This is a genomic window from Paractinoplanes hotanensis (assembly GCF_023717965.1).
Lineage (GTDB): Bacteria > Actinomycetota > Actinomycetes > Mycobacteriales > Micromonosporaceae > Actinoplanes > Actinoplanes polyasparticus.
Genome location: NZ_JAMQOL010000052.1, coordinates 93422 through 111481, shown reverse-complemented (window position 1 = coordinate 111481; position 18060 = coordinate 93422). Strand labels below are relative to the sequence as shown.

General features: G+C 70.8%; 18 protein-coding genes. 10 read left to right on the top strand and 8 right to left on the bottom strand.

The features are described from left to right. Nucleotides 1–77: 77 nt before the first annotated feature. A complete protein-coding gene (locus LXN57_RS35490) occupies nt 78–2684 on the top strand; it encodes an MGH1-like glycoside hydrolase domain-containing protein (RefSeq protein WP_251802603.1) in 2607 nt (868 codons plus the stop codon). Here the strand turns inward: LXN57_RS35490 and LXN57_RS35485 are convergent. After that, complete coding sequence (locus LXN57_RS35485) at nt 2630–2836, bottom strand: hypothetical protein (protein ID WP_251802602.1); 207 nt, start codon at nt 2834–2836, stop codon at nt 2630–2632. The genes LXN57_RS35490 and LXN57_RS35485 overlap by 55 nt on opposite strands. A 67-nt stretch (nt 2837–2903) precedes the next feature. On the opposite strand from LXN57_RS35485, the gene LXN57_RS48060 reads away from it, so the two are divergent. Beyond that, a complete protein-coding gene (locus LXN57_RS48060) occupies nt 2904–3038 on the top strand; it encodes a hypothetical protein (protein WP_285904709.1) in 135 nt (44 codons plus the stop codon). Then, complete coding sequence (locus LXN57_RS35480) at nt 3035–3433, top strand: TIGR03668 family PPOX class F420-dependent oxidoreductase (RefSeq protein ID WP_251802601.1); 399 nt, start codon at nt 3035–3037, stop codon at nt 3431–3433. The genes LXN57_RS48060 and LXN57_RS35480 overlap by 4 nt, the downstream gene beginning before the upstream one ends. Here the strand turns inward: LXN57_RS35480 and LXN57_RS35475 are convergent. From LXN57_RS35475 to LXN57_RS35460, 4 genes are read right to left on the bottom strand one after another with little or no spacing between them, the layout of a single operon-like run. Continuing rightward, entirely contained in the window at nt 3420–4274 is an 855-nt protein-coding gene (locus LXN57_RS35475; RefSeq protein ID WP_251802600.1) for an RNA polymerase sigma-70 factor, read from the bottom strand. The two genes, LXN57_RS35480 and LXN57_RS35475, sit on opposite strands and share 14 nt — an antisense overlap. Next, entirely contained in the window at nt 4271–5413 is a 1143-nt protein-coding gene (locus LXN57_RS35470) for an NAD(P)/FAD-dependent oxidoreductase (protein WP_251802599.1), read from the bottom strand. Before LXN57_RS35470 ends, LXN57_RS35475 begins: the two co-directional genes overlap by 4 nt. Before the next feature lie 52 nt (nt 5414–5465). Then, nucleotides 5466–6065: a hypothetical protein gene (locus LXN57_RS35465; RefSeq protein WP_251802598.1), complete on the bottom strand. Its 600-nt coding sequence runs from the start codon at nt 6063–6065 to the stop codon at nt 5466–5468. Continuing rightward, entirely contained in the window at nt 6062–6940 is an 879-nt protein-coding gene (locus tag LXN57_RS35460) for an ATP-binding cassette domain-containing protein (protein WP_251802597.1), read from the bottom strand. The genes LXN57_RS35465 and LXN57_RS35460 overlap by 4 nt, the downstream gene beginning before the upstream one ends. Before the next feature lie 81 nt (nt 6941–7021). Here LXN57_RS35460 and LXN57_RS35455 point away from each other — a divergent pair, with 81 nt between their 5' ends. From LXN57_RS35455 to LXN57_RS48055, 4 genes are all read left to right on the top strand, one after another. Next, nucleotides 7022–8737 carry an SCO7613 C-terminal domain-containing membrane protein gene (locus tag LXN57_RS35455; RefSeq protein WP_251802596.1) on the top strand — a complete coding sequence of 572 codons (1716 nt, stop codon included), beginning with the start codon at nt 7022–7024 and terminating at the stop codon, nt 8735–8737. A gap of 76 nt (nt 8738–8813) precedes the next feature. Further along, nucleotides 8814–11876 carry a putative bifunctional diguanylate cyclase/phosphodiesterase gene (locus LXN57_RS35450; RefSeq protein ID WP_251802595.1) on the top strand — a complete coding sequence of 1021 codons (3063 nt, stop codon included), beginning with the start codon at nt 8814–8816 and terminating at the stop codon, nt 11874–11876. 16 nt (nt 11877–11892) lie between these two features. Continuing rightward, the gene (locus LXN57_RS35445) at nt 11893–13152 is read left to right on the top strand and encodes an aminotransferase class I/II-fold pyridoxal phosphate-dependent enzyme (RefSeq protein ID WP_251802594.1); all 1260 of its coding nucleotides are present in this window, start codon (nt 11893–11895) and stop codon (nt 13150–13152) included. A gap of 154 nt (nt 13153–13306) precedes the next feature. After that, a complete protein-coding gene (locus tag LXN57_RS48055) occupies nt 13307–13435 on the top strand; it encodes a hypothetical protein (RefSeq protein ID WP_285904708.1) in 129 nt (42 codons plus the stop codon). A 75-nt stretch (nt 13436–13510) separates the two neighbouring features. Here LXN57_RS48055 and LXN57_RS35440 read toward each other — a convergent pair whose 3' ends face one another. The 3 genes from LXN57_RS35440 to LXN57_RS35430 form a co-directional block, all read right to left on the bottom strand. Further along, entirely contained in the window at nt 13511–13681 is a 171-nt protein-coding gene (locus tag LXN57_RS35440) for a hypothetical protein (protein ID WP_251802593.1), read from the bottom strand. A gap of 141 nt (nt 13682–13822) precedes the next feature. Further along, nucleotides 13823–14437, bottom strand: a complete 615-nt coding sequence (locus LXN57_RS35435; protein WP_251802592.1) for a carbonic anhydrase — start codon at nt 14435–14437, stop codon at nt 13823–13825. 13 nt (nt 14438–14450) lie between these two features. After that, complete coding sequence (locus LXN57_RS35430) at nt 14451–14657, bottom strand: hypothetical protein (RefSeq protein WP_251802591.1); 207 nt, start codon at nt 14655–14657, stop codon at nt 14451–14453. Nucleotides 14658–14968: 311 nt separating this feature from the next. Here LXN57_RS35430 and LXN57_RS35425 point away from each other — a divergent pair, with 311 nt between their 5' ends. From LXN57_RS35425 to LXN57_RS35415, 3 genes are read left to right on the top strand one after another with little or no spacing between them, the layout of a single operon-like run. Further along, a complete protein-coding gene (locus tag LXN57_RS35425) occupies nt 14969–16252 on the top strand; it encodes an ABC transporter substrate-binding protein (RefSeq protein WP_251802590.1) in 1284 nt (427 codons plus the stop codon). After that, a complete protein-coding gene (locus tag LXN57_RS35420) occupies nt 16249–17226 on the top strand; it encodes a carbohydrate ABC transporter permease (RefSeq protein ID WP_285904707.1) in 978 nt (325 codons plus the stop codon). Before LXN57_RS35425 ends, LXN57_RS35420 begins: the two co-directional genes overlap by 4 nt. Further along, nucleotides 17226–18059, top strand: coding sequence for a carbohydrate ABC transporter permease (locus LXN57_RS35415; protein ID WP_221381431.1), 834 nt, complete (start codon nt 17226–17228; stop codon nt 18057–18059). Before LXN57_RS35420 ends, LXN57_RS35415 begins: the two co-directional genes overlap by 1 nt. Nucleotide 18060 lies beyond the last annotated feature (1 nt).

Below are 18060 nucleotides of genomic sequence, written 5' to 3'. Positions count from 1 at the left end.
GTAGCCATCGGCTCACCTCGCGTTCTCGTGCACAATCAAGCTGGTGGTGGCCATCGGTGGGCGAGGGTGAGGCAGGCGTGGCGGAACGCTTACGGCTGGCGCAGGCCGACTCGGGCGAGCAGCCGTGGCGGGCCTGGGGGCCCTACCTGGCCGAGCGGGCCTGGGGCACGGTTCGCGAGGACTACAGCGAGCACGGCACTGCCTGGGACTACTTCCCGCACGACCATGCGCGCTCCCGGGCGTACCGGTGGAACGACGACGGCATGGCGGGGATCTGCGACGAACGGCAGACGTTCTGCTTCGGGCTGGCGCTGTGGAACGGGCAGGACCCGATCCTCAAGGAGCGCATGTTCGGCCTCGGCGGCGACGGCGGCAACCACGGCGAGGACGCGAAAGACTATTGGTGGTACCAGGACTCCACGCCCACCCATTCATGGATGAGCTGGCGGTACCACTACCCTCAGGCCCCTTTCCCGTACGACGAACTGGTGCGCGTGAACGGGCAGCGCTCCCGCACCGAGCCGGAGTACGAGCTGGTCGACACCGGGGTCTTCGACGACGACCGCTACTGGGCCGTCACCGTCGACTACGCCAAGGCCTCCCCGCGGGACATGTGCATCGCCGTCACCGTGGCCAACCGTGGTCCCGACGAGGCCACCCTGCACGTGCTGCCGACGCTGTGGTTCCGCAACACGTGGTCGTGGGGCCTGCCCAACCGTCCCGTGCCGCGCCTGACCGGTCGTCCCGGCCGCCTCACCGGCACCCACCGCACCCTGGGCCATCTGCTGCTCGAGGGCGAGGGCGAACCCGCTCCGCTGCTCTGCGACAACGAGACGAACGCGCAGCGGCTGTGGGGCCAACCCGGCAAGAGCCTCTATCCGAAGGACGGCATCAACGACCACATCGTCGCGGGCGCGCCCACGGTGAACCCGGCCGGCGAGGGCACCAAGGGCTCGCTGCACTACGTGCTCACGCTCGGGCCGGGGGAGAGCCGCACGATCCGGCTGCGCCTGGCCCAGGACGACGAGCCGATCGACGGCCTCGACCTGAACGACGATTTCTCGTACGTGATCAGGGGGCGCCGGGCCGAGGCGGACGACTACTTCGCCGAGCTGATCCCGCCGGCGGCGACCCCCGAGGAGGCGATGGTGGCCCGGCAGGGCATCGCCGGGCTGATGTGGGGCAAGCAGTTCTACCACTTCGACGTGAAGCAGTGGCTCACCGGCGACCCCGGCTCCGCGCCCCCGCCTCCGGGCCGGCGCTACGGGCGCAACAACGCCTGGTGGCACATGAACAGCTTCGACGTCATCTCGATGCCCGACTCGTGGGAGTACCCGTGGTACGCGGCGTGGGACCTGGCGTTCCACTGTGTCTCGATCGCCCGGGTCGACCCCGCCTTCGCCAAGGCCCAGCTCGTGCTGCTGCTGCGCGAGTGGTACATGCACCCCAACGGCCAGATCCCCGCCTACGAGTGGGCCTTCGGCGACGTCAACCCGCCGGTGCACGCGTGGGCGGCGCTGCGCGTCTTCGAGATCGACGGCGGGCGCGACTTCGACTTCCTGGCCCGGGTCATGCACAAGCTGCTGCTGAACTTCACGTGGTGGGTCAACCGCAAGGACGTGGGCGGCAACAACGTCTTCGAGGGCGGCTTCCTCGGTCTCGACAACGTGGGCCCGTTCGACCGGTCGGCCGCGCTGCCGGTGGCCGGGGTGCTCGAGCAGTCCGACGGCACGGGCTGGATGGCGATGTACGCGCTGAACCTGCTCGACATGGCGATCCGGCTCGCCCTGCACGACCGCGCCTACGAGGACATGGCGACGAAGTTCTTCGAGCACTTCGCGTACATCGCCGAGGCCGCCTACCGGCAGGGCCTGTGGGACGACGAGGACTGCTTCTTCTACGACCAGTTGCGCCTGCCCGACGGGCACAAGCTGCCGCTGAAGGTGCGTTCGGTCGTCGGCCTGCTGCCCCTGGCCGCCACCACCCGGCTCACCAAGACGACCCTCGACCGGCTGCCCGAGCTGAACGCGCGGCTGCGCTGGCTGCAGGCGTCGCAGGGCGAGTACGCCGACATCATCAGCGCCCGCCGGCTGTCCGCCCAGGGTGTGCAGCAGCGCCTGCTCTCGATGGTGGGCCAGGACCAGCTGCTGCGGATCCTGGCCCGCATGCTCGACCCGGAGGAGTTCCTCTCGGCGTACGGGATCCGCACTCTGTCCCGCAGCCACCTCGAGAAACCGTTCACGGTCTCGCTCGGCGGCTCGGACTTCACCGTCGGCTACGAGCCCGCCGAGAGCACCAGCGGCCTGTTCGGTGGCAACTCGAACTGGCGCGGCCCGGTCTGGATGCCGGTCAACTATCTGCTCATCGAGGCACTGCGCGAGTACGCCGAGTTCTTCGGCGACGACATGAAGGCCGAGTACCCGACCGGCTCGCAGCGCAAGGTGCCCCTGGCCGAGGTGGCCGACGACATCTCTCGCCGGCTGATCTCGCTGTTCCTGCCGGACGAGAACGGCCACCGCCCGATCTACGGCGCCAACCGGATCCTGCAGGACCACCCCGACTGGAAGGACCTCATTGTCTTCCCCGAGTACTTCCACGGCGACAACGGCGCCGGCCTGGGCGCCTGGCATCAGACGGGCTGGACCGCCCTGGTCGTCGACCTCATCCTGACCCTGCGCCGCTGACCGGCCGGGGCGGGCGCCGGCTGCTCGGGGCAGACCGGGCACTGCCGCGTGATGCCGCAGCGGCCGCAGAACTCGTTGGTCTTCTTGAAGCACAGGAAGCCGGCCAGGAAACCTGCCAGCAGGGCGGTGGCGATGGCGATGACGATGACCATGGGACTTCCCCCTCCGGGCTTTTCTCTCACACGGGCTTCGGAGCGGATGGGTTCATAGGATCGGTGCATGGACTTCGGAGCCGGCTACTTTCCGACGCACGACGGCATGCGGCCCGGCGAGATCGCGCGGCGGCCGTGGAGCGTCGTCGAGCCGGCGCCGGCGAAGTGGGAGGCGGCCATCGGCGAGCTGACCGGCCGGTGACCCCGGCCGCGCTGTTCGCGAGCGTGCCCGTGGCCCGGCTGGCGACGGTCGGGCCGGACGGGGCGCCGCACCTCGTGCCGATCGTGTTCGCCCTGGTCACCGACGACGTGATCGTGAGCGCGGTGGACGGCAAGCCGAAGCGGAGCCGGGCGCTCAAGCGGCTGGCCAACATCGCCGCCGAGCCGCGGGTCAGCGTGCTGGCCGACCATTACGAGCAGGACTGGTCGCGGTTGTGGTGGGTGCGCGCCGACGGGGTGGCGCGCGTTCTCCCGGCGTACGCGGAAGGCCTGGAAGCTCTGGTCGAGCGCTATCCGCAGTATGTCCAGGCGCCGCCGGCGGGGCCGTTCGTCGAGATCACCGTCGGCTCGTGGTCGTCGTGGCTCAGTCGCGGCTGACGGCGCGCAGTTTGTCGGGGTTGGCGACGTTGTAGATGCCGGCGATGCGGCCGTCGGCGTCGAAGTCGAAGGTCAAGGTGGCGATCACCCGCTGCGGGCCGGTGAAGAGCAGGCCGGGCCGGCCGTTGATGTCGACCAGCTCGACCCTCATGTCAGCCGGCGCCACCCCCTCGTACGGGACCTGGCTGACCCCGGCCATCCAGGCCGCCACCCGTGCGGCGCCGGAGACGGGCCGGCGCGCCTGCCGGACCTTGCCGCCGCCGTCGGTCCACAACGTGACATCGGGCGCCAGCAACGCCATCAGGCCGTTGATGTCGCCGCCCGACGCCGCGGCCAGGAAGCGCTCGGTGACGTCGCGCTGGTGGCGGTGGTCGGTGCGGAACCGGGGGCGGCGGGCCCGCACGTGCTCGCGGGCCCGGTGCGCGGCCTGGCGAACGGCCGGCTCGGTGCGGTCGACGGCGGCGGCGATCTCGGGGTAGGGGAAGTCGAAGATCTCCTTCAGCACGAACACCGCCCGTTCCAGCGGGCTCAGCGTCTCGAGCACGACCAGCATGGCCAGCGAGACGTCGTCGGTGACGTCCTCGCCGGCGGTCAGGATCGGCTCGGGCAGCCACGGGCCGATGTAGGTCTCGCGCTGCCGCCGGGCCGCGCGGAACTGGTCCATCGCCTGGTGGGTGACCATGCGGGCCAGGTACGCCTTGGGGTCGGCGACCCGCGTGCGGTCGGCCGCCGACCACCGCAGCCAGGTGTCCTGCACCGCGTCCTCGGCGTCGGTGGCCGAGCCGAGGATGCGGTAGGCGATCGCGAACAGCAGGCGGCGGTGCTCCTCGAAGACCGTCATCGCGTGTACCGGCCGCCGCGGGGCCACCACGAGGCCAGCGCCGGGAGCTTCAGCATCCGGGCGTACGTCGGCCACGGCGAGGCGGTCACCGTCTCCTTGTACCAGACGGCGGCCCGGCCGGTCAGGTACGCGCGGCGCGGGCTGTCGTCGGGCCGGGTGAACTGGACGACGGCGTCGCCCCGGCCCAGGCTGACCGGGCGGTGGTAGTAGCCGAAGCGGAACGGCCGGGGCTGCTTGCCGTCGAGTTCACGGGCGATGGAGGCGGCCGCGTGCACGCCGGTGGGCATGCCGCTCTGGCACGTGCCGTGCAGGGTGCCGAAGCCCTGCCGGACGGCGGACGCGTCGCCCACCGCGTACACGTGCGGGTGCGAGACGGACCGCAGGGTGGGGTCGGTGACGATGCGGCCGCGGCCGTCGACGGTGAGACCCGCGGCGGCGGCCAGGGGCGGCACCCGGGTGCCGGCCGTCCACACCACGACGTCGGCCTCGAGACGGGAATCGGTCAGCTCCATGGCCCCGGGCAGCACCTTGCGGATCTCGGCCGTCCGCACCCGGACACCGAGCCGGTCCAGGGCCGCGCGCAGGTGGTCGCGGGCGCCCGCGGTCATGAACGCGCCCGGGGCGTCGCGGCCGACCAGGTGCACGGCGAGATCCGGGTGCCGCTCGGCGATCTCGGTCGCGGCCTCGACGCCGGTCAGGCCGCTGCCGCAGACCACCACCGTGCCCCGGCCGAGGCGGGCGGCCAGGGCCTCGGCTCCGTGGAAGTCGTCGAACGTGTAGGCGTGCTCGGCCGCGCCGGGCGTCGAGGCGGTGTCGGCTGTGCTGCCCAGGGCGTAGATCAGGGTGTCGAACGGCAGGTCGCGGGCGTCGTCCAGGCGGACGGTCCGCGCGTCCGCGTCGACCGCGGTCACCCATCCGTACTCGAGGCGGACGTTCGTGCCGGCCAGCAGGCCGGACAGGCGCAGGTCGGCGGTGGGCCGCCCGGTGCCGGTCGAGTGCAGGCGGAGCCGCTCGGTGAACCGGTCACCGGCGTTGACGAGGGTCAGGCGTACGTCGTCACGGCGCCGGACGCGGCCGGCCAGGTTGGTCGCCGCGGCCAGGCCCGCGTAGCCCGCCCCGAGGATCACGATGTCAGTCATGTCCGCGGGACGTTCCTTCCCTGACGGCTGTGACCTTGAGTGACCCGGGTCACTAGTCGGCGAGGTCCCGGCGGATGAACCAGGCCGCGACACCGAGGGCCGCGGCGGCGTACCCGGAGAAGAGCAGCAGGCCTTGCGTGTTACCGCCGGCGGCGCTCATGAAGGTCGTGAACGGCAGCGGCTGCTTGAACCGGAAGGCCAGACCCTCGGCGAAGACGAACCAGGTGCCGTACGCGAGGAACAGCGCCACCGGCCGCCGGATCACCGTCGCGCTCGCCACCCCGAACAGCGCGAGCAGCGGCGTCGCCGCCAGAGTGCCCGTGAACTGCTCGAATTCGCGGCTGAGGATCGTCGTCACGCCGCTCACGACGGCCACGATCAGGCCCAGCAGGATCGCGCACACGCATTGGGCGGCCAGCGCCCGCAGCCGTCGCGGCTGGCCCAGGAAGAGCAGCACAGCCGTCCGGTGCTGGTAATGCTGCGAGGTGATCACGACCGCGATGCCGAACACCCCGAGCGCCACGAACAGCGACCAGAAGTCGACGCTGAACAGCGCGAACGACATGCCCATGACCACCGCGAGGCCCATCGAGAGCCAGCTCGACGGGATGGTCAGCGTGCGGTGCAGCTCGCTGCGCAGGACGGCGATCATGCGGCGCCGGCCAGGTCGAGGAAGGTCCGTTCGAGGCTGGGCTGCTCGGCGGTGAGCTCGTAGATCGCGATCCCGGCGCCCAGGGCGATCTCGCCGGCGTCCTCGGGGTCGATCCCGGTGACGAACAGAACCTGTCCGTCCGTGGTCACCTCGGCCCCGGCCTGCTCGAACGCCTGCCACAGCGCGTTCGGGTCGCGTCCGCGCACCCGCAGGTGCCCGGCCTGGTCACCGGCCACCGCGGCGAGCGGCGCGTTCAGCCGCACCTGGCCGCCCGCGATGATCACCACGTCGTCGATGAGCAGCTCGAGCTCGGAGAGCAGGTGGCTGGAAATGAGCACCGTGCCGCCCGCGTCGGCGTGCGCGCGCAGCAACCCGCGCAGCCAGGCCATGCCGGACGGGTCGAGGCCGTTGGCCGGCTCATCGAGCACCAGGATCGACGGCTCGCCGAGCAGCGCCGTCGCGACCGCGAGCCGCTGCCGCATCCCGAGCGAGTAGTCGCCGGTGCGCTGGCCGGCGGCGTCGGCCAGTCCGACGTACTCGAGAAGCTCTTCACCGCGCTCGCGCCCGGCGCCGCAGAGCAGAGCCTGCGTGCGCAGATGCCCCCGCCCGGTCTGGCCGGGATGCATCAGGCCCTGCTCGAGCACCGCGCCGACCTGCCGCAGCGGGTCCTTGAGGTCGTGGTAGCGCCGGCCCTCGATCAGCGCCTCGCCGCTCGTCGGACGGGTGAGTCCCAGCAGCATGCGCAGCGTGGTCGTCTTGCCCGAGCCGTTCAGCCCCAGGAAACCGGTGACCCGGCCGGGCGCGGCAGTGAACGTCACGTCCTGTGCGGCATGGGTGCGGCCGTACCGCTTCGTCAATCCCTTGGCTTCGATCATTGCCGGGAAGTATGACGGCTCGCGTCAAGATGAGTACGTGTGCTCACCCGCTCGTCCGGGCCGGGCACGAGGATCAGGGGCATGACGTATCCCTGCCCCGCCTGCGGCAGCGCCGCCTCGCCGGAGACCGGCTGCCCGTCCTGCGGGCGCGGCCCCGATCCCGACGCGATCGAGGTGGTCACGGCCGATGCCGAGATCGCCGAGCTGAACCAGCAGATCGGGCAGCTGCAGGAGAAGCTGGCCCAGGTCTGGAACCGGCGACAGGCCGCGGCGGCCCGGGTGCGGGCCTCGCTGCTCGTGGCGTCCCCGGCGCCGAAGGAGGTCTCGTCCAAGGTCGCGCAGAACGTCCTCTTCGTCCTCGGCGGCCTGCTGCTGGGCGTGGCCGCGATCGTCTTCGCCGCGGTGGCCTGGGCCCAGTTCGGCATCGGCGGGCGCGCGCTCGTGCTCCTCACGTTCACCGGTATCGCGCTGGCCGCGCCGTTCGCCGCGCTCCGCCGCGGCCTCCGGTCCACCGCCGAGACCTTCGCCGCGGTCGGCCTGCTGCTCGTGCTTCTCGACGGGTACGCCGCCTGGCACGTCGACCTGTTCGGCGTGGCCGCTACCAACGGCTGGGGCTACGCGAGCGCCGTCTTCGCCGTGACCGCCGCCCTGGCCGCCGGCTACGAGCACGTCACCGGCCTGACCGGCCCCCGCTACGCCGCCCTGGTGATCGCCCAGCCGGTGATCCCGATGCTGATGGTCCCGGCCCAGCCCGGCGCCACCGGCTGGGCCCTGACCTTCGCCGCGGTCGCCGGCCTCGACGTCGTCGTGCTCGCCCTGCTGTCCGGCGGTCTGCGCCGGGCCGGCGCCGTGGCGGGTGGCCTCGCGGTCCTGGTGTCCGGCGCCTGCGCGCTGCTCGGCCTGTTCACGACGGGTGACCCGGGCGACGCCGCCGCGTCCAGCGGCGCCCTGCTGATCGCCGCCGCCGTGGTGCTGGCCGGCACCCGGCTGCTCTCGGCCCGGCCGGTGGGGGACAACCTGCTCGTGGTGGCCGCCGGCGTCGCCGCGAGCCGGGTCGCGCACCTGATCGTCCACGGGGACGCCCTGCTGACGGTGGCCGTCGTCGCGCTCGTTCTGGCCGGGGTGGGCCGGTTCTACGGCCGCCTCGGCGCGCTGGCCGTGGCGGCGGCGCCCGGTCTGGTGGCCTTCGCGCTGGCCGCCGAAGCCGGGGTGTGGGCGCTCGACAGGTCCCTGGCCGGTCCGTCCGGCTGGGAGCTGCCGGCGGCCGTCGCGCTGCTCGGCGCGGCCCTGGCGCTGCTGGCCACGGCTCGGTGGTGGCGTGTCAGCGTGCTCGCCGCGGCGGCCGTGCTGGTTCTGGCCGTGCCGGCCGGGCTCGGCCTGCCCTGGTGGACCGCCCTGATCCTCGACGCCGCCCTGCTCGCGGCCGGTCTCGTCCTCGGGCGGGGCCGCTCGAGCTGGGTCGTCTACAGCCCGGCGCTGGCGGTCGGGCTTCTGCCTCACCTGTTCGTGATCCTGGCCGCCGACGACGACCAGTACGCGCGCCGGCTGGTGCTGGGCGTGGTCTGTGTGGCGGCCGTGGCGGCCGGGGTCGTCGCCCGGCTGCGCGCGCCGGTGATCCTCGGCGGCGGGGTGCTGGCCGTGCTGGCCCTGCACGAGCTGGCCGAGGTGTGGGACCTGATCCCGCGGTGGATCCCGCTCGCGGTGGCCGGTCTGCTGCTGGTGCTGCTGGCGACCACGCTCGAGCGGCGACGGCGCGACCTCGACCGGGTGCGTGCCGCGCTTCACCGGATGAGCTGACCCGGGATTCTTCAGCAAGCACATCCGGGTGCCGATCAGGGGGGCTCAGCCGCCCTGAGACAGATCGGAAGCACGGATGTCGGCTTCTCGCACGCAGGTGTGCTTCGGCGCCTGGATAGCTGCCCTGACTGTCGGCTTCTACGCGTTCCCGCAGTACAGCATGTACTCGTGGGCGGCGATCGGTCTCTCGGCGTCCGCCGCCGTGCTGGTCGGCGCGCGCGTGCACCGACCAGCACGGCGCCTGCCCTGGTACCTGCTGTCGGCGGTGCTGGTCAGCTTCACGTTCGGCGACACCACGTACAACGTCCTGACCGACTACCTGCACGTCGCCAACCCGTTCCCGTCGCTGGCCGACCTGTTCTACCTGATGGTCTACCCGATGCTGGCCGGGGCGCTGTTGATCTTCATCCGGTCCCGCTCGGGCGCCGGCAACCGGGCCGCGCTGCTCGACGCTCTGGTGCCCACCGTCGGTCTCGGGCTGCTCTCCTGGGTGTTCCTCATCGCCCCGTACGTCCGGGACTCCGACCTCGGCTTCGTCGAGAAGGCCGTCTCGTCGGGTTACCCGCTGGGCGACGTGCTCGCCCTGGCCATGCTGGCCCGCCTGCTCACCGCGGGCGGCCGCAAGCCGGTCGCGCTGCACGTTCTCGTGGCCGGCGTCGGCAGCCTGCTGATCACCGACGTCATCTACGGCCTGCGCCAGCTGGAGGGCACCTGGCAGGTGGGCGGCCCGGTCGACGCCGGTTGGGTGCTCTTCTACACCGCCACCGCGCTCTCCGCCCTGCACCCGTCGATGCGCCGCCTGACGACGAGCGAGCGGCTCCCGCAGAGCGTGACCGGCGGCCGCCGCCTGGCCCTCATGTCGGTGGCCGCGCTGATCGCCCCGGCCGTGCTCCTGATCGAGGATCTGAACCAGGGCGTGACCGACGCGCCGATGATCGCGACCGCCTCCAGCGTCATGTTCCTGCTGGTCATGGCCCGCGTGGCCGGGCTCATGCAGCAGCAGCGCGAGAACGCGGCCCGCGAGCGCACGCTGCGCATCACCGGGGCCGACCTGGTCGCCGCCAGCAGCGTGGACCAGGCCGGCGCGGCCCTGACCAACGCCGTCACGTCGATCGTGCCGACCGGCGAGGACCACCGCTGGGTGATGCGGGGTTCCGACGCCGAGCCGGACGCGGTCACCGGGCTGATGTCCACCGGCCGGGTGCGCGTCGCCGGTCTGCCGGCCGACGTCGCGGTCGAGCTCGAGGGTTTCGAGTGGGCGCTCTACGCCGAGGCAGTCTCGGCCGGGCGCACCAGGAACGGCCCCCTGCGCCACAACCGGGTCTATCTGGCCGCCGGCGACGAGGTGCTGACGGCGATCGAGCCCTCCTTCGAGGCGCTGATGGCCCAGGCCACCATGGCCGTCGAGCGCATCAACCTGACCGACGAGGTGAACCGCCGGAGCAGCGAGGACTACTTCCGGGCGCTGATCCAGAGCGCGTCCGACGTGATCCTGATCGTCGGCGACGACGACACCATCCGGTACGCCAGCCCGTCCGCGCTGCCCGTTTTCGGCCGCACCGACCTGATCGGCCTGCCGCTGGCCCGCCTGATCGCCGGCACCGACCACGCCGAGCTGCGTGACCTGCTCGATCAGGTGCGCAACGGCCGCGGCCCGCGCGACGGCGTCGACCTGACCGCGGTCTCCGGCGAGGACCTGCTGCTCCAGGTGGAGTGCACCTGCCGCGACCTGCGGGACGACCCGGCCGTGAACGGGCTGGTGGTCACCATCCGCGACGTCACCGAGCGCCGCCGCCTCGAGAACGACCTGGCCCACCAGGCCTACCACGACTCGCTGACCGGGCTGGCCAACCGCGCCCTGTTCCAGAACCGGCTGGAGAACGCGGCCTCGTACGCCGCCGAACGCCGGCACGAGGTCGGTGTCCTCTTCGTCGACCTGGACGACTTCAAGGAGGTCAACGACAGTCTCGGCCACGCCGCCGGCGACCAGCTGCTGTCCGTCGTGGGCCGCCGCATCACCGACGTGGTGGGCCCGCTGGCCACCGTGGCCCGCACCGGCGGCGACGAGTTCGCCGTGCTGATCGACCGGATCAGCGACGCCGGCGAGGCCGAACGGGTGGCTGACCGGATCGTGGCCGCCCTGGCCGAATCGATCGACGTCACCGACGCCACCGGCGCCGTCCACCAGATCCGGGGCGCGGCCAGCGTCGGCATCGCCACCAGCGCTGAGGCGGCCGGCATCAGCGAGCTGCTGCGCCGGGCCGACGTGGCGATGTACGGCGCCAAGACCGAGGGCAAGAACACGTGGCAGCGCTACGAGGACGAGATGCACGACGCGATGCTGCACCGGCTCGAGATGCGTTCGGCGCTCAACGACGCGGTGGCCGGCGGCCAGATGCGCCTGCGGTACCAGCCGATCATCGACCTGCCGACCGGGGAGGTGGCCGGGCTCGAGGCGCTGGTGCGCTGGCAGCACCCGGTGCGCGGTCTGCTCGGCCCGAACGAGTTCATCGAGCTCTCCGAGGAGAACGGCTCGGTCGTCGCGATCGGCGGCTGGGTGCTGCGCGAGGCGCTGAGCACCTTCGCCCACTGGCGCCGGATCGAGGCCGGCAGCCACATGCGGTACGTCAGCGTGAACGTCTCGGCCCGTCAGTTCCGTACGCCCGGCTTCGTCGACGAGGTCCGCGCGGTGCTCGCCGAGACCGGCGCCGACCCGCACTGGCTGCTCCTCGAGGTCACCGAGAGCCTCGTGCTGCACGACGTCGACCAGGTCTGGCGCGACCTGCGCGAACTCCGCGCGATGGGCGTGCGGATCGCCATCGACGACTTCGGCACCGGCTACTCGTCGCTCAGCTACCTGAGCAGCATGCCGGTGGACGTTCTCAAGATCGACAAGTCGTTCATCGACGACATCCTGCACAACCCGCAGCAGATGGCGCTGGTCGAGACGATCGTCAGTCTCGCCCGCACCCTCGAGCTGGCCGTGGTGGCCGAGGGCATCGAGCTCGACGGGCACCGCGCCGCACTGACCGGGATGGGTTGCTCGTACGGCCAGGGCTACCTGTTCTCCAAGCCGGTCACCGCCGACGAATTCCTGGAGTACCTGCGCATGCGGAACTCCGCTGTCGCCCACCACTGAAAGGACCTTCACCCCCATGAACGACGCTCCCCTCGCCGGTTCCGGACTCGAGTTCGTCCAGCGCGACGGACGCTGGGCCGACCTGGAGCGGTTGCGCAGCGGCAACCCGATGTACGACGCCACGATCGAGGAGATCAAGGGCCGTCGCATCCGGGTCGGCGACCACTGGCTGGCCGACTTCGCGTCCTGCAACTACCTCGGCTTCGACCTCGAGCCCGAGATCATGGACGCGATCGCCCCCGAGGTCGCCCGCTGGGGCACCCACCCGAGCTGGTCGCGCCTGCTCGGCAACCCGTCGCTCTACCCGCAGATCGAGGAGAAGCTGACGGCGCTGCTCGACGCGCCCGACACCCTCGTGCTGCCGACGATCACGCACATCCACATGTCGGTGCTGCCGATCCTGGCCGGCAAGGGCATGGTCTTCCTGGACTCGCAGGCGCACAAGACCATCTACGACGGTTCCATGTACGCCCGTGGCCTGGGCGCCACCGTGCGTCGTTTCCGCGCCAACGACCACGAGCACCTGCGCGAGTTGCTGGCCGCGGCCCCGGCCGGCGTCTCGAAGATCGTGGCGATGGACGGCGTGAACAGCATGACCGGCAACGCGCCCGACCTGAAGGCGTTCGCCGCCGTCGCCCGCGAGTACGGCGCCCTGCTCTACGTGGACGACGCGCACGGCTTCGGCGTGATCGGCGAGCGTGGCGCCAACGAGAAGTCCCCGTACGGTCTCAAGGGCAACGCGATCGTCAAGTACAGCGGCGAGACGTACGACAACGTCGTGCTCGTCGGCGGCTTCTCCAAGTCGTACTCGTCGCTGCTGGCCTTCCTGGCCCTGCCGACCTGGCTCAAGAACCACCTCAAGGTCTCGGCCCCGCCGTACCTCTACTCCGGTCCCGCCCCCACCGCGTCGCTGGCCACCGTCAAGGCCGGCCTCGACCTCAACGAGAAGCGCGGCGACGACATCCGCGCCGACCTGTACCGCAAGACCATGAAGGTGCTCGACCACGTGCGGGCCCTCGGCGTCTTCACCCCGAACACCGGCAGCACCCCGGTGATCGAGCTGCCGCTGGCCGCCGGCGAGGACATCGACGTGGTCGGCAAGCTGCTCTGGGACCGCGGCCTCTATGTCACGCTGGCCGCCTACCCGCTGGTGCCGCGCGACCAGGTGGGCTTCCGGGCCCAGGTCACGGCCGCGAACTCCGACGAGGAGCTCGACGAGCTGAACGCGGTCGTCACCGAGCTGGCCGCGGCCGGCAGGCTGCGCAGCGCCGAGTGAGCCTCCCCGGTCCACTGGCCCGCTGAGGCATCGCCAGTTCCGGCTCCTGTGGACCGGGATGAGTGCCTCACCGGTGGGCGACGGAGAGTCCTCCTCGTCGCTCTGGCCTGGCGGGTCTACGACCTCTACGTCGCCCGACGAACCCGGACAGGCCGTGCGTGATCTCAGCGAGGCGTTCGCGGCCCGCGACGAGAACTTCCCCTACCGGGTGGCGGGGCTGGTGGAGCAGGTGGAGGGTCGCTGGCTCCGGCGTCACTGCCAGGGCAGCGAACCTTCGTCCTGAGCTCCGGCGCCCGGAGGGCGGGGGATGGGGAAAACGGCCGGCCGGTGGGGCTCTCACCGGCCGGCCGTCGCCGTGTCACCCGGCCATCTTCTCGATGAGGTCGGCCGCGTGCGGGGCGCCGCCCTGGGTTCGCACGTCGCGCTGAATCTCTTGGCTGCGGGCGAGCACGTCGGGGCCGGTGCGGGCGATCAGGTGATCGCGCAGCTCGCCGGCGGTCGCGGTGGCCGAGTCGACGACGCGGGCCACGCCCAGGGCCGATCTTCCACCGCTGGCTGCTGCGCACCGGCCCGCTCACCGACGAGTACGCCGACGGGCTGGTCGAACACGTGATGGCCGCGCTCCGGCCAGGGTCAGCCTGACCGGAGCGCGGCCATCGAAAGGGGCGGGTCAGACGGTCGCGAGGACCGGGGCGTGCACCTCGGCCACCAGGCCGGTGGAGAGGCAGTACTGCGCGGGTACGGCGGTCACGGCGCCGCGGCGCAGGGCGGCGTCGACCATGGATGAGCGTTCGCGCAGGAGTTCCAGCGTGTAGCGCGAGTGCTGGGCGCCGATCTCGGCCTGGGTGACGGCGCCGGCGCGGCGGGCGCGGGCCACGTCGGGTGCGATGCGCTCGGCGATGTCGCGGATGTAGCCGGGCGGGACCAGGCCCTCGTCGACGACGCGGATTGCCGCGGCGACGGCGCCGCAGCCCTCGTGGCCGAGCACCACGATCAGGGAGACGCCGAGGATCTCGACGGCGTACTCCACCGAGCCGAGCGCGGCCGCGTCGACGACGTGGCCGGCCGTGCGCACCACGAACAGGTCGCCCAGTCCCTGGTCGAACAGGATCTCGGCCGGCACGCGCGAGTCGGCGCAGCCCAGCACGAGGGCGAACGGGTTCTGCGATTCGTTGAGCTGCGCACGGCGGGCCGCGCCCCGGTCAGCGGCGGCGGTGCTGCGGTCCTGGGTCCAGCGCAGGTTGCCGTCGCGCAGGCGGGCCCAGGAAGTTGCGTTGCTTGACATGAATGGACTCCGCTCAGTTGAGGATGGCGCCGGTGACGGCGACCTGTTCGGTGAGGACGCCGCCGATCAACCTCTGCGTCTGGTTGATCTCTTCGACTGCGGTGTGGATCTCCGCGAGCGACGCGGTGACCGCGTCGACGCGAGCTTGGCTGGCGTTGACCTGGGTGCTCACCTCGGCGGTGGCCCGCTCGGCCTCGGCACGTCCAGCGCTACGGAACACCGCTTGCTCCCCTCGAGGCGACCGGCGCTGTGCCGTTCGTTGAGGGACCCTTCGGCTGCCGCCGGGCCGGTATGCAAATTCGGAGGCCGATGGTCGAGTGCTATTCGGTAGCAGCTCGGGCACAGCGACGGGATGCGACTTCGACCTGGCCCGGCGGCGCAGCGCCGCGGGATCGTCTGACCCGCCAGCGCCCAGCGCCTGGATCCCTTGAATGCATTTCTGGTTTGCCACATCACCGTGTGGGGCAGGACAAGCACTGGCCGTCAAGTGACCAAGGTCACTTGACGTGTTACCGGCCGGATGGAGGGTCAATGGCGATCACAGACCGACATCCGCAACGGCGCACCCTGCGCGCCCGGGCACTCGCGGCGGGAGCCGCGATCACCCTGCTCGCACCGTTGGCAGCCTGCGGATCAGACGAGGGCGGCGTGCCCGTCCTCAATCTCTATCAATTCCCCGTCGAGAACATGCAGACCGTCATCGACACCTGCAATCAGGAGGCGGCGGGCAGGTACAAGATCGTCTACCAGGTGCTGCCGCGGCAGGCCGACGATCAACGGGTCCAGATGGTGCGGCGGCTCGCCGCCAAGGACGACAGCATGGACATCCTGGGCATGGACGTCACGTGGACCCAGGAGTTCGCGAGCGCCAGCTGGATCAAGGAATGGACCGGCGACGACCGGGCCGAGATCGAGAACGGCACGCTGCCCGGGCCGATGGCCTCGGGCGAATACAACGGCAAGTTGTACGCGGCGCCGAACAACACGAACGTGCAGCTGCTCTGGTATCGCAAGGACCTGGTGCCGACGCCGCCGAAGACGTGGGCCGAGATGATCCAGATGTCGCAGCAGCTCCAGGCCGAGGGCAAGACCTACCAGGTGCTGACCATGGGCGCCCAGTACGAGGGTCTGGTCGTGCTCTTCAACAGCCTGGTGGCCAGCTCCGGCGGGCACGTCGTGAGCGACGACGGCAAGACGGCGGTGATGGACCAGGGCGCCGTCGACGCGCTGCGCACCTTGAAGACGTTCGCCACGTCCGGCGTCACCAGCCCGTCCTTCTCGAACGCGATCGAGGACGACGTCCGCCTCGCGTTCCAGACCGGCGGCGGCGCGTTCCAGCTCAACTGGCCGTACGTCTACGCCTCGATGCAGAGCGACGCGCCCGATCTGGCCAAGAACGTCGCCTGGGCCCGTTACCCGGGCATCGACGCCGGCACGCCCAGCGTCACCACGATCGGCGGGTCCAATTTGGCCGTCAGCGCCTACAGCAAGCATCCCGACCTCGCCTTCGAGGCCGCCAAGTGCCTGCGCGGACCGGCGAGCCAGAAGTACCTGGCGATCAACGCCGGGCAGCCGCCGTCCATCGAGTCCGTCTACGACGATCCCGAGATGGCCGAGGCCTACCCGATGAAGGACACGCTGCTCGAGGAGTTGAAGACCGCGGCGCCGCGGCCCCGCACCCCGGCGTACCAGAACCTCTCGACCGTGGTGGCGGCCGAGCTCTCGCCGCCCGACGAGATCGACCCTTCGCGTACGGCCGAATCGCTCAAGAAATCCATTCAGGCCGCCATCGACTCGAAGGGGGTGCTGCCGTGAGCGTCTCCAGCACGACGCCGGCGACCTCGGCCGCGGCCGACGCCGAACAGAAGGCCATCCCGAAACAGCGCGGCCGCCGCAAGCGAGTCGAGCTCAGCGAGGGCAAGAAGCAGGAGAGAAAGCTCGGCTGGCTGTTGTGCGCACCGGCCGCGCTCGTGATGGTGGCGGTCACCGCCTACCCGATCCTCTACTCGTTCTGGCTGTCGCTTCAGCGGTACGACCTGAAGTTCCCCGACGAGCGGGAGTTCGTCTGGTTCTCCAACTACGTCACCGTGCTCACCAACGGCTACTGGTGGACCGCCTTCGGGGTGACGATGCTGATCACGGTCGTCTCGGTCGTGGTCGAGCTGGTTCTCGGCATGGGGCTCGCGATCATCATGCACCGCACCCTGGTCGGGCGCGGCCTGGTGCGGACGTCGGCCCTCATCCCGTACGGCATCGTGACCGTCGTCGCCGCGTTCAGCTGGCGTTATGCCTGGACGCCGGGCACGGGCTACCTGGCCAACCTGCTTGCGCCGGACGGGGCGCCCCTCACCGAACGGGCCAGCGCGCTCGGCATCATCATCCTGGCCGAGATCTGGAAGACCACGCCGTTCATGGCGCTGCTGCTGATGGCCGGGCTCGCGCTCGTGCCGGACGACCTGCTCAAGGCCGCCTCGATGGACGGCGCGACCTGGTGGCAGCGGTTCACCAAGGTCATGCTGCCCGTGATGAAGCCGGCGATCCTGGTCGCGCTGCTGTTCCGCACGCTCGACGCGCTGCGGGTGTTCGACAACATCTACGTGCTGACCAACGGCGCCAACGAGACCTCCTCGGTCTCGATGATCGCCTACAACAACCTGATCAAGGGACTCAACCTCGGCATCGGCTCCACGATGTCCGTGCTGATCTTCCTCACCGTGGCGATCATCGCGTTCGTCTTCGTCAAGTTGTTCGGCACGGCCGCGCCGGGTAGCGACGAAGGGAAACGCTGATGGCTGTCGCCACTACCTCTGCCAAGGTCAAATGGGGTCTGCTCGACGCGGTCGTGGTCGTGTTCGCGCTCATCCCCGTGCTGTGGATCGCGTCGCTGTCGTTCAAGACGCCGGCCACGCTCACCGACGGCAACTTCATCCCCCGGGAATGGACGTTCGAGAACTACAAACTGATCTTCCAGACCGACCAGTTCGTCCGCGCCCTGATCAACTCGATCGGCATCGCGCTGATCTCGACGCTGATCGCCGTGGTGCTGGGCACGATGGCGGCGTACGCGATCAGCCGGCTCGACTTCCCCGGCAAGCAGCTGCTCGTCGGCGTCTCGCTGCTCATCGCGATGTTCCCGCAGGTGTCGCTCGTATCGCCGCTGTTCAACATCGAGCGCAACACAGGCCTGTTCGACACCTGGCCCGGCCTGATCCTCCCGTACATCACGTTCGCGCTGCCGCTGGCGATCTACACCCTGTCGGCCTTCTTCAAACAGATCCCGTGGGACCTGGAGAAGGCCGCCAAGATGGACGGGGCCACGCAGGGCGAGGCTTTCCGCAAGGTGATCGCGCCGCTGGCCGCGCCGGGCGTCTTCACCACGGCGATCCTCGTGTTCATCTTCTGCTGGAACGACTTCCTGTTCGCCATCTCACTGACCTCGACCGAGCGGTCCCGCACGGTCCCGGTGGCGTTGTCGTTCTTCACCGGTGCCTCCCAGTTCGAGGACCCCACCGGCGCGATCTCCGCGGCCGCCGTGGTGATCACCATTCCGATCATCCTGTTCGTGCTGTTCTTCCAGAAGCGCATCGTCGCGGGCCTCACGTCCGGCGCCGTGAAGGGTTAGG

Bases quoted from the DNA above. Each gene is read 5' to 3' on its own strand.
- LXN57_RS35475 (WP_251802600.1), bottom strand. From the start codon at position 4,274: ATGACGGTCTTCGAGGAGCACCGCCGCCTGCTGTTCGCGATCGCCTAC.
- LXN57_RS35425 (WP_251802590.1), top strand. From the start codon at position 14,969: ATGGCGATCACAGACCGACATCCGCAACGGCGCACCCTGCGCGCCCGG.
- LXN57_RS35485 (WP_251802602.1), bottom strand. From the start codon at position 2,836: ATGGTCATCGTCATCGCCATCGCCACCGCCCTGCTGGCAGGTTTCCTG.
- LXN57_RS35460 (WP_251802597.1), bottom strand. From the start codon at position 6,940: ATGATCGAAGCCAAGGGATTGACGAAGCGGTACGGCCGCACCCATGCC.
- LXN57_RS35450 (WP_251802595.1), top strand. From the start codon at position 8,814: ATGTCGGCTTCTCGCACGCAGGTGTGCTTCGGCGCCTGGATAGCTGCC.
- LXN57_RS35465 (WP_251802598.1), bottom strand. From the start codon at position 6,065: ATGATCGCCGTCCTGCGCAGCGAGCTGCACCGCACGCTGACCATCCCG.
- LXN57_RS35445 (WP_251802594.1), top strand. From the start codon at position 11,893: ATGAACGACGCTCCCCTCGCCGGTTCCGGACTCGAGTTCGTCCAGCGC.
- LXN57_RS48060 (WP_285904709.1), top strand. From the start codon at position 2,904: ATGGACTTCGGAGCCGGCTACTTTCCGACGCACGACGGCATGCGGCCC.
- LXN57_RS35415 (WP_221381431.1), top strand. From the start codon at position 17,226: ATGGCTGTCGCCACTACCTCTGCCAAGGTCAAATGGGGTCTGCTCGAC.
- LXN57_RS35435 (WP_251802592.1), bottom strand. From the start codon at position 14,437: ATGTCAAGCAACGCAACTTCCTGGGCCCGCCTGCGCGACGGCAACCTG.
- LXN57_RS35470 (WP_251802599.1), bottom strand. From the start codon at position 5,413: ATGACTGACATCGTGATCCTCGGGGCGGGCTACGCGGGCCTGGCCGCG.
- LXN57_RS35455 (WP_251802596.1), top strand. From the start codon at position 7,022: ATGACGTATCCCTGCCCCGCCTGCGGCAGCGCCGCCTCGCCGGAGACC.